Annotated in this window: 12 protein-coding genes; 6 read left to right on the top strand and 6 right to left on the bottom strand. The window is 73.5% G+C overall.

Going from position 1 to position 14,805, the window contains the following annotated elements; translation table 11 throughout:
• Positions 1-18 precede the first annotated feature (18 nt).
• The 5 genes from ACFWRV_RS28210 to ACFWRV_RS28190 all read left to right on the top strand — a co-directional run bounded on the left by ACFWRV_RS28210 (position 19) and on the right by ACFWRV_RS28190 (position 6,703).
• Positions 19-954, top strand: a complete 936-nt coding sequence (locus ACFWRV_RS28210) for a diiron oxygenase (protein ID WP_384338541.1) — start codon at positions 19-21, stop codon at positions 952-954.
• Between the two features lie 34 nt (positions 955-988).
• Positions 989-1,765 (top strand): TetR/AcrR family transcriptional regulator, encoded by a 777-nt coding sequence (locus ACFWRV_RS28205; RefSeq protein ID WP_384338540.1) that lies wholly within the window; start codon positions 989-991, stop codon positions 1,763-1,765.
• Between the two features lie 4 nt (positions 1,766-1,769).
• Entirely contained in the window at positions 1,770-2,045 is a 276-nt protein-coding gene (locus tag ACFWRV_RS28200; protein ID WP_384338539.1) for a hypothetical protein, read from the top strand.
• Between the two features lie 125 nt (positions 2,046-2,170).
• Positions 2,171-5,212 (top strand): PQQ-binding-like beta-propeller repeat protein, encoded by a 3,042-nt coding sequence (locus tag ACFWRV_RS28195; protein WP_384338538.1) that lies wholly within the window; start codon positions 2,171-2,173, stop codon positions 5,210-5,212.
• Positions 5,213-5,383: 171 nt separating this feature from the next.
• On the top strand, positions 5,384-6,703 hold the full coding sequence (locus ACFWRV_RS28190; RefSeq protein WP_384338537.1) for an NlpC/P60 family protein: 1,320 nt from the start codon (positions 5,384-5,386) through the stop codon (positions 6,701-6,703).
• A gap of 73 nt (positions 6,704-6,776) precedes the next feature.
• On the opposite strand, the gene ACFWRV_RS28185 is transcribed toward ACFWRV_RS28190, so the two are convergent.
• The 5 genes from ACFWRV_RS28185 to ACFWRV_RS28165 are packed head-to-tail and all read right to left on the bottom strand — an operon-like array spanning position 6,777 to position 12,945.
• Positions 6,777-8,012, bottom strand: coding sequence for a styrene monooxygenase/indole monooxygenase family protein (locus ACFWRV_RS28185; RefSeq protein ID WP_384338536.1), 1,236 nt, complete (start codon positions 8,010-8,012; stop codon positions 6,777-6,779).
• Positions 8,013-8,062: 50 nt separating this feature from the next.
• Positions 8,063-8,734, bottom strand: a complete 672-nt coding sequence (locus ACFWRV_RS28180; RefSeq protein WP_384338535.1) for an ATP/GTP-binding protein — start codon at positions 8,732-8,734, stop codon at positions 8,063-8,065.
• Positions 8,715-9,131 carry a DUF742 domain-containing protein gene (locus tag ACFWRV_RS28175; protein ID WP_006127542.1) on the bottom strand — a complete coding sequence of 139 codons (417 nt, stop codon included), beginning with the start codon at positions 9,129-9,131 and terminating at the stop codon, positions 8,715-8,717. The genes ACFWRV_RS28180 and ACFWRV_RS28175 overlap by 20 nt, the downstream gene beginning before the upstream one ends.
• Positions 9,128-9,619 (bottom strand): roadblock/LC7 domain-containing protein, encoded by a 492-nt coding sequence (locus tag ACFWRV_RS28170; protein WP_384338534.1) that lies wholly within the window; start codon positions 9,617-9,619, stop codon positions 9,128-9,130. The genes ACFWRV_RS28175 and ACFWRV_RS28170 overlap by 4 nt, the downstream gene beginning before the upstream one ends.
• Positions 9,616-12,945 (bottom strand): nitrate- and nitrite sensing domain-containing protein, encoded by a 3,330-nt coding sequence (locus tag ACFWRV_RS28165; protein ID WP_384338533.1) that lies wholly within the window; start codon positions 12,943-12,945, stop codon positions 9,616-9,618. Before ACFWRV_RS28165 ends, ACFWRV_RS28170 begins: the two co-directional genes overlap by 4 nt.
• Before the next feature lie 364 nt (positions 12,946-13,309).
• Between ACFWRV_RS28165 and ACFWRV_RS28160 the strand changes: the two genes are divergently transcribed.
• The gene (locus tag ACFWRV_RS28160; protein ID WP_384338532.1) at positions 13,310-14,104 is read left to right on the top strand and encodes a hypothetical protein; all 795 of its coding nucleotides are present in this window, start codon (positions 13,310-13,312) and stop codon (positions 14,102-14,104) included.
• A gap of 32 nt (positions 14,105-14,136) precedes the next feature.
• Here ACFWRV_RS28160 and ACFWRV_RS28155 read toward each other — a convergent pair whose 3' ends face one another.
• Entirely contained in the window at positions 14,137-14,619 is a 483-nt protein-coding gene (locus tag ACFWRV_RS28155; protein WP_384338531.1) for a MarR family winged helix-turn-helix transcriptional regulator, read from the bottom strand.
• Between the last annotated feature and the right edge of the window lie 186 nt (positions 14,620-14,805).

The following is a 14,805-nucleotide window of genomic DNA, read 5'->3' as shown; positions in this document are numbered from 1 at the left end:
GTGTGAGGTGCTTCCGCCATGACGACCGTCACCGCTCGCGATGCGACCGTGCTCCGCGACGCGCTCGGGCCGCTCCGCGACCGCGAGCAGATCGCCCTGCGGCTGCTCGAATCCTCGGCCAAGCACTCCTTCGACCCCGACACCGAACTCGACTGGGACGCGGCCGTCGAGGAGGGCAGGTGGTTCTGGCCGCCGGAGCTGCTCTCGCTGTACGGAACCCCGATGTGGGACCGCATGTCCGAGGAGCAGCGCCTCGACCTCTCCCGGCACGAGGGGGCCGCGCTGGCCTCGCTCGGCATCTGGTTCGAGATCATCCTGATGCAGCTGCTGGTCCGGCACATCTACGACAAGCCGGTGACCAGCAACCACGTCCGCTACGCGCTCACGGAGATAGCCGACGAGTGCCGGCACTCGATGATGTTCGGCCGCATGATCGACTGGGGCGGCGCCCCGACGTACCCGGTGCCGCGCGTCTACCACAACCTCGCGCGGGTCCTGAAGACCGTCTCCACCACCCCCGGTTCGTTCGCCGCGACCCTGCTCGGCGAGGAGATCCTCGACTGGATGCAGCGCCTGACCTTCCCGGACGACCGCGTGCAGACCCTGGTGCGCGGCGTGACCCGGATCCACGTCATCGAGGAGGCCCGGCACGTCCGGTACGCCCGGGAGGAACTGCGCCGCCAGATGGTGACCGCCCCGCGCTGGGAGCGCGAACTGACCAAGGTCAGCTGCGGCGAGGCGGCCCGGGTCTTCTCCGTCTGCTTCGTCAATCCGCAGGTGTACGAGAACGTCGGCCTGGACCGCCGCGAGGCCGTCGCCCAGGTGAAGGCGAGCGGCCACCGCAGGGAGGTCATGCAGACCGGCTCCCAGCGGCTGACGGACTTCTTCGACGACATCGGCCTGCTCAACGGCGTCGGCCGCCGGCTGTGGCGAAGCTCCGGTCTGCTGGCCTGAGGTGTACCGCGGGTCAGCGCTTAGGCTCAGTGGCATGACCTCCACCGCCGCAGTCCCGCCGCCCCGGGCGACGTACCGCAGGCTCAGCGTCGAGGAGCGGCGCGCCCAGCTGCTGCTCGCCGCGCTCGGCCTCTTCGCCCACCGGGCGCCCGACGAGGTCTCGCTCGACGAGGTCGCGGTGGCGGCCGGGGTGTCCCGGCCCCTCGTCTACCGCTACTTCCCGGGCGGGCGGCAGCAGTTGTACGAGGCCGCGCTCGGCTCGGCGGCCGACGAGCTGACGCTGTGCTTCACCGAACCGCCGGTGGGCCCGCCGACCGAGCGGGTCGCCCGGGTCCTGGACCGCTATCTGCGCTTCGTCGACGAGCACGACACCGGGTTCAGCGCCCTGCTGCGCGGCGGCAGCGTCGTGGAGACCTCCCGTACGACGACGATCGTGGACGGGGTGCGCCGGGCGGCGGCCGACGAGATCCTGCGCCACCTCGGGCGGTTCGGCGGGTCCGGCGAGCGGCCCGCCGGGCCGAGGCTGCGGATGATGGTGCGCAGCTGGATCGCGGCTGTCGAGGCGGCCTCGCTGATCTGGCTGGACGACGGGAAGCAGCCGGCCGCGGCCGAGCTGCGCGGCTGGCTGGTCGACCACCTGATCGCCCTGCTCGCCGCGACCGCCGCCACGGACCCGGAGACCGCGGCGGTGGTGAACGACCTGTTGGCCCTGGAGACCTCCGACGGCCCGGCCGGGCAGCTGGCGGAACGGGTGATTCCGGTCGTCGCCGAGGCGGCACACCTGCTGCCCGCGTCCACTGCGTCAGACTGACCGGGTGAAGAGCGAGAACACCCCTTTCCGCGGCGGCCCCCTGGACGGCCGGATCCTGCCGATCCTGCTGGGCCCGACCGGCCACCCGCCGAAGTGGTACGAGGTCCCGGTGCCCTCCCCCGACGGCGGCCCCGCCGCGGTGTACGCCTACCAGCGGGTCCCGGCCGGCTACACCAAGCGGCTCGGACTCCAGCGCGGCTGGGTGTACGAGTACGCCCCCGGCGGCCGGGAGCACCGCGCGCTCAAGTGGCCCTGGTCCAAGCCGCCGAGCCGGGACTGAGCGGCGGGCGGGCCACGACTGTGCGGCGGAGGGGCCGTCCGCGGGGCCGCAGGCCCTAAGATCGACGGTCAGGCGCCGGGGACGGGCCATCCGGTCGCCGTACAACGGTCACAAGGGGGTGCGCCATGGAGGCGCTGCGTCAGGACGATCCACGCCGCTTCGGCCGCTTCACCGCGCTGGCCCGCTTCGACGAAGGCGCGAGCTCCGTGCGGTACGTGGCCCGGGACGCCGCGTCCGGCGAGGTGGCCCTCATCACCGCCGCACGCCCCGAGCTGGCCGCGGTACCGGTCTTCAGGCGCCGCTTCCAGGCCGAGGCCCGCACCGCCGAACGTCTCGCGGGCGGCTGGGTGGCCCCGCCCCTGGACACCGGCGATCCGGCGGAGACGCCCGCCGACGGGACGGAACCGCTGTGGACGGCGGCGGGTTACGTCCCCGCACTGCCGCTGGCGGAGGCGATCGGCATCGCCGGTCCGCTGCCCGAGCGGGCCCTGCGGATACTGGGCGCGGGCATCGCCGAGATCCTCTCCCGGGTGCACGCCGCCGGCTCCGTGCTCCAGGGACTGGCCCCCAGCACGGTGCTGCTGGCCGCCGACGGCCCCCGCCTCACCGCTTTCGGCCCGCTGGGCGCGGCCGCCTCGGCGGAGGCCCGGCCAGGCGGCCAGCTCTCGGTACGGCTGGGCTATCTGACGCCCGAGCAGATCGAGGGCAAGGAGGTCTCGGCCGCCTCCGACCTCTTCGTCCTGGGGCTGCTCCTGGCGTACGCGGCGACCGGGACGACCCCGTTCACGGAGGGCCCGGCCGAGGAGGCCGCCCGCCGGATCGCCGAGGACGAGCCCGAACTCGACTCCGTACCGCAGGAGTTGCGCGAGCTGGTCGCCAGCTGCCTGGCGAAGGACCCGGCCGAGCGCCCCACGGCCGGCGCGGTCGCCGCCGAACTGGCCCTGGAGGGCGCGGCGGGCCTCGCCCGGGGCGGCTGGCTGCCCGAACCGCTCGCGGCGGCGGTCGCGGACCAGGAGGCGCGGGTCCTGGCGCTGGAGGCGCCGGAGGAGGAAGCCGGGGTGGCCGCTGTCGGGGAGGCCGAGAAAGCGGACACGGCCGGCCGGGCCGACACCCCTTCCGCTCCCGAGGACGCCCGGCCCGAAGACCCCCGCACGGCCCAGGAGCCGGTGAGCGTGCACAAGGCCCCGGAGCCCGAGGACGCCCGGCCGCCGGATGCGCCGGTGTCCCCGGTGGACGCGCCCGCGCCGCCTAAGGAAGCCGCCACGGCCCCGGAAACCGTACAGAGCCCCGCGACCCCGGGACCGCAGGACACCCGGCCGTCGGACCCGCCGGTGTCCCCGGTGGACGCGCCCAAGCCGCCTAAGGAAGCCGCCACGGCCCCGGAAGCCGTACAGAGCCCCGCGACCCCGGGACCGCAGGACACCCGGCCGTCGGACGCGCCGGTGTCTCCGGTGGACGCGCCCGCGCCCCGGGACCCCGCCGGTGCGCCGGTGCCCGCGTCCGCCTCCCCGGGCGACGGGGACATCGGTGAGGGCGAGGACCGGGGCACCACCCGGTTCCTCAACACCGGGCCACGGCCGCCGCGGAACGACCGCCCGACCACCCAGCTCGCGCTTCCCCACCAGCTCACCGCGCCCCAGGCCCCCGGCGCCCTCCCGGCGGGCCACCCCGCGCAGCCCGCCCTGCCCGCCGCACCCGTCGCCCCGCGGCAGCCGGGCCACACGTACGGCGGACCCGCCCCGTATCCCGCCGCCGCCCTCCCGGCCGGGCCCGCGGGTCCGGGCGGCCCCGGCGGCGGCCCGATGGTGTCGTTGCCGCTGCCGCCCGCACCGGCCCCGGCGCCCGACCCCGGCGCGAGCCGCCGGACCCTGCTGACCATCGCGGCGGCCGCCGTCGGCGGGCTGATCGTGGGCGGCGGTTCGGTCGCCGCGCTCGGCTCCGGGGACACCGCGGCGGCGACGGACGACAAGCCCGCGCCCAAGCCCCGCCGTACGATCCCGGGGCAGGCCCCCGAGCCGCGCTGGATCTACGCGCACCCGGCATCCGAGTCGGCCCCGCTCACCACTGCCGTCTGGCAGGACAAGCTGCTCGTGGTGACCAGCGAGAGCCAGGCCAGCGCCGTGGACCTGCGCACCGGCAAGCGGGTGTGGCAGCGCGCGGACGCCGCGGAGGGGCAGGCCGCGCTGGCGGCGGGCGCCGATCTGGTCTTCGTGGCGAGCCCGACGGAGTTCCTGTGGCTGTCGCCGAAGAACGGCAAGGTCGCGCACCGCGTGCGCTACACCGACGCCTTCGAGGACCTGCCGGATCTCACCGTCGGGCGGCTGGCCGGCAGTTCCGGGCCGGTCATCTGGTTCACCGGGTCGCACACGGTCACCGTGAAGGCTCCGAAGCCGAAGAAGGGCAAGAAGAGGGGCAAGGACAAGAAGGTCGTCGAGGCCTACTTCTTCGCGTACGACATCGTGCAGCGCAAGGAGCTGTGGCGGACCTCCGTGCCGGCGGGCCGCGACCCCGGCACCCCCGCCTACCGGGTGGTCGCGGAGCGCTCCGCCGACGTCCTCGTACGACAGGACGCGGTCAGCCTGACGGCGGCCGAGGTCAAGAAGGCGAAGGGGAAGGGGTCGGTCCGCTCGTTCGACCAGAAGACCGGCAAGCTGCTGTGGACCAAGCAGTACGGCGCGGCCTCCCCCCAAGCGGCCACCGCGGGCGACGAGGACGGGACGCTGTACGCGGCGGTCGGCACGGATCTCCAGGCCTTCGAGGCGGACACGTCCAAGCCGCTGTGGCGCGTCGAGGGCGGCGACGACTCGGTGTTCGGCACCCCCCTGGTCGCCGGACCCCTGATCCACACCACCGAACGCAACCGGCTGATCGGCGCGGTGGAGCGGGAGAGCGGCCGGCTCGTGTGGCGGCGCTCCACGGAGGTGCCGGGCATCGGGAACGCCCCGTCGCTCACCCTGAGCGGCAGCGAGAAGACCCTGATCGCGGCCGACGCCGTCCAGGTCACGGCGTTCTCGGCGGCCGACGGCGAGCGACTGTGGAAGTTCCAGGACATCGGGTCGGCCGGTCCGAAGGGGGCGACGGTCAGCGCGTGGTACCGGGTGCTCGCCGTCGGGGAGACCGCCGTCGTCCAGCGGGGCAGGACCTTCTACGCCTTCCCGGTGGCCTGAGCCCCGGGCCCTTCGCCACGAGCACCACGGCCACCGCCGTCCGGGGGGATCTCAGGACGGCGCGCCTTTCGGTGCTTGCATCACCTGACGACGAGTGACCGGATGAAGGGGATTCGCTCACTTTTGGACGAGCCTGCTGCCGGGCTGCGTCTCCGTAACGGAGGTGATGTCGTGTCAGGCAGGCTCCTGCGCGCGGTCTGCACGACCGCGCTGGCCGCGGCGCTCACGGTCTCCCCCGCCACCGCGTCGGCCGAGCCGGGCCCCGTACCGTCCGAGGATTCCGCACCCCGCGCGGAGGAGACGGCCGACACGGACGCGACGGAGGAGGCCGACGGGACGGACGCGGCGGAAGCGGAGGAAGCCGACGGGACGGACGCGGCGGAAGCGGAGGAAGCCGACGGGACGGACGCGGCGGAGGTCGACGCCGAGACCGCCCTCGCCGCCCCCGAGGCGCCCAAGAGCGTCGTCGCCCTGCTGCGTGAGCTGCAGACCCGCTACCGGGCGGCGGAGGAGGCGAGCGAGACCTACAACGCCACCGCCGAGAAGCTGAAGCAGCGCACCGCGCAGGTGAAGAAGGTGAACGCGGGCCTGGCGAAGGCGCGGGCCGCACTGGAGGTCAGCCGCGGGGACGCCGGGCGGCTGGCCAGGGAGCAGTACCGGGGGCGCACCGAGTTCTCCGCGTATCTCCGGCTGCTGCTGGCCCACGACCCCCAGCGGGCCCTGGACCAGAGCCATGTCGCGGGGCGGCTGGCCGCGAACCGCGCGGCGACGGTGGACCGGCTCACCGATACCGCCCGGCGGGCCGACACGCTCGCCGCCGCCTCCCGCAAGGCCCTGGACCAGCAGAAGAAGCTGGTCGCGCGGCAGAAGAAGCAGCGCGATGCCGTGAACGGCAGGCTGAAGGAGGTCGAAGGGCTGCTGGCCACGCTCTCCGAGGAGCAGATCGCCCAGCTCGCCGGTCTCGAACAGCAGGGTGTGGAGAAGGCTCAGCGCGAGCTGGTGGCCTCCGGGGCGCTCAGCTCCGCCCGGCCGCCCACCCGGCAGGGCGGCGACGCCGTGGCGTACGCGGTCCGGCAGATCGGCAAGCCGTACGTGTGGGGGGCCGAGGGTCCCGATACCTTCGACTGCTCCGGGCTCACGTCCCAGGCCTGGTCGGCGGCGGGGCGGGGAATCCCGCGCACCTCGCAGGAGCAGTGGAAGGAGCTCCCGAAGGTACCGGTGTCGGCCCTGCGCCCCGGGGACCTGGTGATCTACTTCCCGAAGGCGACCCATGTGGCGCTGTACATCGGCGACGGCCTGGTGGTGCAGGCGCCCCGCCCCGGCACGAAGGTCAAGGTCTCACCGCTGGCGTCGAACCCGCTGCTGGGAGCCGTACGCCCCGACCCGGGCGGCGCGCCGCTGTCCGCGTACACGCGCCCGGAGCTGCCCGAGGGCGCCCGCGACGGCGCGGACACCGGCTACAGCGCGGACACCGCGCCGGACAGCCCGTAGCAACGGCCGCGCAAAGACCCCGGCGGCCGGACCGGCGGTGCGGGTCCGGCCGCCGAGGCGGTGATCGGGAGGCTCAGGCCCCGGCGACCGAGGCCAGGTAGGCGTTCGTCTTCTCGGGCTCGTAGAAGAAGTTCTCGAAGTCCGCGGGGTCGTTGAACCCGTTGGCGAAGCGGTCCGCGACCGGCTGGAGCTGACCGGCGGCGCCGATCAGGTTCAGCACGTGCTCCGGCGGGGCGCCGAGCATCGCGTTGGTCCACTTCGTGACGTGCTGCGCGGTCTCCCAGTAACGGTCGAACGTGGACTGCATCCACGCCGCGTCGAACTCCTTCTCCCCGTGCTCGATGATCGAGTCCAGGTACGCGTTCGCGCACTTGGAGGCCGAGTTGGAGCCCTGGCCGGTGATCGGGTCGTTGGCCACGACGACGTCCGCGACGCCGAGTACCAGGCCGCCGCCGGGCAGCCGGCCGATCGGCTTGCGGACCGTGGGGGCGTAACGGCCGGCGAGGGTGCCGTTGGCGTCGGTCAGCTCGACCTTGGTGGCGCGGGCGTACTCCCACGGCGTGAACCTCTCCATCAGCTCCAGCGTCTTCGCCAGGTGCTCGGAGGGGTCCTTGATGCCCTGGAAGGCGTCCAGCGGACCGCCCGGGACGCCCTCCCAGAAGAGGATGTCGGCGCGGCCGGAGGTGGTGAGCGTCGGCATCACGAACAGCTCGCCGACGCCCGGCACCAGGTTGCAGCGGACCGCGTCGAACTCCGGGTGCTCCGGGCGCGGGCCCATCCCGTGGACGTACGCCACGGCCAGCGCTCGCTGCGGGGCGTCGAACGGCGAACGGGCCGCGTCCCGGCCGAACATGGACACCAGCTCGCCCTTGCCGGCCGAGACCATCACCAGGTCGTAGGTGCGGGAGAAGTAGTCCAGGTCGGAGACGGCCGCGCCGTGGATGACGAGCTGCCCGCCGCGCTGGGCGAAGGTCTCCATCCAGCCGGCCATCTTCACGCGCTGGTCGACGGACTGGGCGAAGCCGTCCAGCTTGCCGACCCAGTCGATGGCGCGGGAGGAGTCGGGGGCGGCGACCGAGACGCCGAGGCCCTCGATCCTCGGTGCCTGGGACTCCCAGAAGTTCAGCTGGTAGTCCCGCTCGTGCTGGAGCGCCGTGTGGAACATGCACTGCGTCGACATGACCCGGCCGGTGCGGATCTCGTCGGCGGTGCGGTTGGACATCAGGGTGACTTCGTAGCCTCTGGACTGCAGCCCCAGGGCGAGCTGGAGCCCGGACTGGCCGGCTCCGACTATGAGTATCTTCCGCATCGCGGCTCTCCGTTGTCTCTGAAATTCGAGGAGGTCTAGGACACCGGGCCCTAGGCGGGGGTGACGTCGAGAGCGTGGCCCACCAGGGCGAGCAGCGACTCGACGACCGTGATCCTGTTACGCGCGTCCATGATCACTATCGGTACCTGCGGGGGTACGGTCAGGGCCTCCCTGACGTCCTTCGCCTCGTAACCCGGCGTCCCCTCGAAGTGGTTGACCGCCACGATGTACGGCAGGCCGCAGCTCTCGAAGTAGTCGAGCGCGGGGAAGCAGTCCTCAAGACGCCGCGTGTCGGCGAGGACGACCGCGCCGATCGCCCCACGCACCAGGTCGTCCCACATGAACCAGAAGCGCTGCTGGCCCGGGGTGCCGAAGACGTACAGGACGAGGTCGTCCTCCAGCGTGAGCCGGCCGAAGTCCATCGCCACGGTGGTGGTGGTCTTGTCGGGCGTCGCGGAGAGGTCGTCGGTCTCCTCGCTGGCCTGGGTCATCAGCGCTTCGGTCTGCAGCGGCGTGATCTCGGAGACCGAGCCGACGAACGTCGTCTTGCCGACGCCGAATCCGCCCGCCACCACGATCTTGGTGGCGGTGGGCGCGCGGGTGTGGTCGAGCTGCCAGGCCTGGAGAGACTCCTCGGCCTGGTCCGAGGGCCGTGACGCCGGGCCCCGGGGCCCCTGCTGGCGCGGGGCGAAGAGCGGCGCCTCAGAGACGGCGGAGTCCATTGAGCACCCTTTCGAGCAGTGCGCGGTCGGGCTGACCGGTTCCGTGACCGGTTCCGTACACGCGGATCTTTCCTTGGTCGGCCAGGTCGCTGAGGAGCACCCGGACGACTCCGAGCGGCATCTTCAGCAGGGCCGAGATCTCCGCGACCGTACGCATCCGGCGGCAGAGTTCGACGATGGCCTGGAGCTCCGGCATGACCCGCGAGGCGAGGTTGCCGTTGGTGAGCTCGCGGCGCTCCTCGGGTGCTTCGAGGGCCGCGACGAACGTCTCGACCAGCAGGACGTGCCCGAACCGGGTGCGGCCGCCGGTGAGGGAGTACGGGCGGACCCGGGCGGGGCGCTTGTCGGCCCCGCGGACGGGGAGCCGGGGGGCGGGTTCTGCGGCGGCGGTGGTCACTGGGCGCTCTCCAACGATGTGCGCAGCTCGCTGCGGAGTTCGGGGGTGAGTACGTGTCCGGCCCGGCCGACGAAGAGGGCCATGTGGTAGGCGACGACGCTCATGTCGCAGTCCGGGGTGGCGTGGACGCCCAGGAGGGAGCCGTCGCTGATCGACATGACGAAGACGCTGCCCTCGTCCATGGCGACCATCGTCTGTTTGACGCCGCCGCCGTCCATCAGCTTCGCGGCTCCGACGGTCAGCGAACCGATGCCGGAGACGATCGTGGCCAGGTCGGCGCTGGACCCCTTGGGCCCGTCCGACATCCCGGCGGCCTGTGCGGCCGCCTTCGCGGTCAGATGGCCGGGGTCGGAGGAGAGCAGCATCAGGCCGTCGGACGAGACGACGGTGACCGAGTGGACCCCTGGCACCTCCTCCACGAGATTGCTCAGCAACCAGTGAAGGTTCCGGGCCTCGGTACTCAGCCCGAATGTGCTGGGCGCAGTCAACTGCGTGCCTCCTCGACTGTGTCCCCCGTCTCTTCGTTCCGGCCGTCCGCCCGGCCGCCGGTCTCGGCGTCCCGTGCGGTCCTTGCGTTCCGTGTGTCCTGTGCGGTGCCTGTGGTGGGTGCGGTGGTGGTCTCGTGCCCGGCGCGGTCGGTGGGTACGCCTCCGGGGGCGGCGACGGCGATACCGCCGGTCCCGGCGATCTCCGCCTCGACGTCGCGCCGGCCTTCCTTCGCCGCCTGGTGGAAGCTGCCGAGCCGGCGGCGCAGGGCGTCCCGGTCGAGGCTGCCGGTGCGCCCGGGGGCGGGGGTCGTGTCGGGCCGGGCCCCCTTGGGGGTGCGCTTCGGCAGCCCCTTGTCGGTGATCCGCCCGGCCTCGGGGCGGCGGGGACCGGGAACGGTGTCGGCGGGGGCGTCAGCCCCTTCGGCGCGGGGCGCGGGGCGGAACGCGGGCCCGTCCGGGTCCTGGTCGCCGGGGCCGGTCTCGGCCGGGCGCTCGTGGCGGTCGGGGCCGATGGCGTACGGGTCCGCTGTCGCCGGGGCGGCCGGGCCCGGCAGGGTCTCCGGGACAGCCGGGGCGACCGGGTCGGCCGGGGGCTTCGGCAGTCGGACCTGCAGCGTGATCTCGGAGTCCGGCCCGGCGTCCGGCCCGGCGTCCGGCCCGGCGTCCGGCCCGGCGTCCGGCCCGGCGTCCGGCCCGGCGTCGGGTCCGGTTGCGGCGGCGGCCTCGGCTTCGGGCTCGGCTTCCGTGACAGGCTGCTGGGCTGCCTGCTCCGGCTCCGGCTTCTGCTCCCGCTCCTGCTTCTGCTCCTGCGGCGTTACGGCGGTGGCTTCCGGGGTCTCGTCGTCGACTCCGGCGTCCTCGCCCGTGGCGTTCTCACGGATCGTCCGCTCGGCGGCGGCGATCATCGGGTCGACTGCGGGCAGAGCCTCGGTCACCGGCTCGGTCACCGGCTCCCGGGCGTTCTCCGCGTCGCGGTCCGACGGGTCCGACGCGGCCTCGGCGAGCGGCTCGGCGGCCGGGTCGGCCGCCGGCGCCTCGGGCTCCGGGGCCGGCGTCGCCTCGGCTCCGGCGGGCGCACCCGGCTCGGGCAGCGCGGCGGGCAGCGGTGAACGGCTCGGCAGGGCGTTGGAGTTGGCCTCCGCCACCGAGCCCGGCAGGTTGAGCGTGGGCGCGTCACCGGGCAGCTGCACGGCGGGCGGCGACGCGGCGGGCAAGGTCTTGGGCAGCAGGGCCTGCGGCAGGACGACGACGGCCGTCACACCACTCCCCTTCTGCTCGCGCAGCTGGACCCGCACTCCGTGCCGGGCGGCCAGCAGCGACGTAACCTGGAGACCGAGTCCGGCCCCGGTCATGTCGACGTGCCGTTCTCCCGGCTCGAACGAGGCCGGGTCGGCCAGCCTGGCATTCAGCTCGCCCATCCGGACCGTCGACATGCCGATGCCCTCGTCCGACACGGAGAGCATCACCTCGCCGCTCTCCAGCAGCCAGCCGGACAGCTCGACATGGGAGTCGGGCGGCGAGAAGGAGGTCGCGTTCTCCAGGAGTTCGGCCAGGAGGTGGGACAGGTCGTCGGCGGCGAACCCGGCGATCTGGGCGTGCGGCGGCAGGGACTGGATGGTCACCCGCTCGTACCGCTCGATCTCGCTGACGGCCGCGCGCGCCACGTCGACCAGCGGGATCGGCCCGGGGTGGCCGTGACCGTGCTCGGCGCCGGCGAGGACGAGCATGTTCTCGCTGTGGCGGCGCATGACCGTGGCCATGTGGTCCAGCTTGAACAGCGTGCCCAGGCGCTCCGGGTCCTGCTCGCGCTCCTCCAGGCCCTCGATGACGCCGAGCTGCCGCTCGACCAGTCCGAGGGTGCGCAGGGAGAGGTTGACGAAGGTGTGGTTGACCGTGTTCCTCAGCTGCTCCAGCTGGGTGGCCAGCTCGGCGGCCTGCTTCTGGAGTTCGGCCCGCTGGGCGACGAGGGTCTCCCGGCCCGTGATGAGCTTGGACCGCTCGCCGGTGAGGCTCTCGACGCGTCCGCCGAGGTCCTGGTGCAGGGTGGTGAGCCTGCCGTGCAGGGTGTTCATCGACCGTACGACCTGGGCGAACTCGTCGTTGCGGCCGGTGTAGCGGACCGGTTCGGCGCTCTCGGGGTCCTCGGCGAGGCGGGCGGCGCCGATGCGCAGGACGGCGAGCGGCTGGGTGAGGGTGCGGGCGACGGCGGTGGAGACGCCGACGGCGAGCAGGAAGCAGCCGCCGAGCAGCGCGATGCTCAGTTCGAGGGCAGTGACGTCGTCGTCGCGCAGGCCTTCCAGGTGCCGGACCTGGCCCGTCGTCAGAGCGGACTCGACGCTGCGCATCCGGTCGACGCGGGCGGAGAGCGCGGCCTCCAGCTTCTCGGGGCTGACCCCACGCTCCGCGTCCGAGAGCTCGGGGCGGTCGGTGAGGCGGGTGAGGTACTTCTCCGCGTTGTTGACCTCGGATCCGGTGACGGTGGCGGAGAGCTTGTCGCGGGCCTCGGGGTCCGCCGCCTGGTCGAAGTCGGCGAGCGCGGCCAGTTCCCGGACGCGGGCCTGCTGGGCGGCGGCGCTCAGCGCGTCGCGTTCGCGGTCGGCCCGGGCGACGCCCTCGTCCTGGGTCTGCACGGGCAGCCCGGTGAAGGGGTCGGTCTGCGGGGTCGTGGGCTCGGGGCTCGGCACGGCGAGCGCGGCGAGGAGGAGCCCGCGGGTGGCGGAGGCCTGTTCGGACGCGCCGCCGAGGGTGAGCGGGGCCCGGGTCGCGTCGGCGGCGCGCGGCGGGGTCTTCTCCGCCAGTTCGGCGGCGATGCCGTGCAGCTTGGCGATGAGGTCGGAGTACGCCTGGTGCGCCTCCAGGGCCGAGCCCTTGCCGGTCAGCGCGGAGCGGCGCAGTGAGGGAACCGTCGAGAGGTCGCGGCGCAGGGCCGCGGGGGCCGCCTCGTGGATCTCGTCGATCTGCTGGTCGACGCGGGTGCTGCGGGCGGCGCGGTTCTTCGCGCCGTCGTCGCCGTCGGCCTGCTCGTTCCGGCCGTCGGCGATGTACGCGGTGACGGAGTCACGCTCGTCGGCTAGGGAGTGCCCGAGGGTGACCGCCTGCTGGTTCAGCTCGGCGAGGGTGACCAGCCGCTGGGACTCGTTCAGATCGCTGGAGGCCCCGAGCACGGCGGGGGCGCCCGCCGCCACGACGATGACGCCGACGACCGCGACCCCGGCGACCAGTCGGCTGCGCACCCGCACGGTCCGCTTGTCCGCACCGGGCGCCGGAGGCGTCGCCCCGGAACCGTCGCGCGTCGTGCCCTTGCTCCGCGGCCGCTTCTTCTGCACCGGTGCTCGCAATCTTGACTCGTCCACCCTTGAAGCAGAGGTGACGCACGGTCACATGGAAGGGCGCCCCGCTCCTGGTACGGCTTCTGACCATTCCAGCGCTTTTGAGAGGGGGGCGCGCATCAACCGCTCCGCCACTCGAAGGAGTGAACATCACTCTGGAGTTGGCGAACAAGTCTCCCCAGGCGCACCTCTGACCATGCGTGGACCACCGGGTGGAACTTCCGCTCCGCCTTTGGCAGGATGCCCGCCCGCACGTGGTTCGGAGCCGGTCCTTCCGCCTGGCTCGCCCGCGTTGACCTGCTGGTGAGGGCCCTGTCCGGTCGCGTGCGGGGCTGGTGAAGGGCTCGTGCAGACTGGCGGCATGCGCATCGAACTCGCCACCGCGCCCGGCAGCCCCGAACGCCCCAACGAGGACTGGGCCTCCGGGACCCTTCCCGCGTCCGGCCAGGGCGGTGCGCTGGTCCTGCTCGACGGCGTCACGCCGCCGCGGGGGGACGACGGTTGTGTGCACTCGGTCCCGTGGTTCACCGCACGGCTGGGCGGCGCGCTGGTGGAACTGTCCGGTTCCCGCCCCGACCTGACCCTGACGGAGATCCTGGCCGCGGCCATCTCCCGTACAGCCGACGCCCATCGGGTCACCTGTGACCTTTCTCACGTGCGTACGCCTCAGGCGACGGTGGCCCTGGCGCGTTGGAGCGAACACCGGATCGAGTACCTGGTGCTGTCCGACTCGGTCCTGTTGCTGGAGTCCCGCGACAGCGCGGTCCGGGCGGTCCTCGACGACCGGCTGAACCGGCTCCCGCCGGGCTCGCTCGCCTCGAACGAGATCGCCGATGCCACGGTGCGCAACAAGGAGGGCGGCTTCTTCACGGCCGCCGCCGACCCGTCGGTGGCCTCGCGGGCGGTGACGGGCAGCATCCCGGCGGCCGGCGTACGGGCCTTCGCCGCGCTCACGGACGGCGCGGCTCGCTGGACGGAGGTGTTCGGCGAGGGCGACTGGGCGGGCGCGCTGGGGCTGCTGCGGAAGGCGGGGCCGCAGGGGCTGATCGACCGGGTGCGGGAGCTGGAGCTCGCCGACGCGGAGGCGGGGCGCGTACGACTGGGGCGCGGCAAGACGCACGACGACGCCACGGCGCTCCTGGTGGAGCTGGACTGACCGGGGAAGGCTGACCCGGATTCGGCGCCGGGTCAGCTCTCGGCGCGGGCGTTCAGCTGGTGCAGGAGCCGGGCCAGCTCGGCGACCTCGGCCCGGTCCCAGTCGGCCAGCTTGCGCACGTAGCGCCCGCGGCGGGCGTCCCGGACGCTGCGGAAGCGGGCCAGACCGTCGTCGGTGAGGTGGACGAGCCAGGCGCGCCCGTCGGCCGGGTCGGGTTCGCGGGCCACCAGTCCGAGGTTCTCCAGGGAGTGCAGCTGGCGGCTCATGGTGGCCTTGCCGACGCCGAAGTAGGCGGCCAGCTCGGTGGCCCGCTGCCGGCCCGCCGCCTCCAGGCGGACGAGCAGGCCGTAGGCGGCGGGCTCCAGTTCCGGGTGGACCTCCCGGGCCATCTCGCCCGAGCTGGCGCGCGCCCGGCGCAGGAACACGGCCAGCTCACGCTCCAGCGCCAGAAACTCGTGGTCGACGCCCTGTGCGTCCGGGGTGCCCGGCTCCGGCTCGCTGTCGTTCCCGCGCACGTCAGTACCCCTCGTACGGTTTCCTGCCGATGAAAGCTTCCTCCGCGACCGGTCGACGCCGCAGCTCGGCCAGTATTTCGCAGGAGTGGGCCGACGGCGGCAGCCCGGCCCCGGATCCCGGGCTTCCCGGCGCCTCGAACCCCACTATGCACTCGATGTATACGCACTATGTATAGTCATCGGCGT

The organism is Streptomyces sp. NPDC058576 (assembly GCF_042718715.1).
Lineage (GTDB): Bacteria > Actinomycetota > Actinomycetes > Streptomycetales > Streptomycetaceae > Streptomyces.
This window is presented reverse-complemented; position numbering and strand designations above follow the sequence as displayed.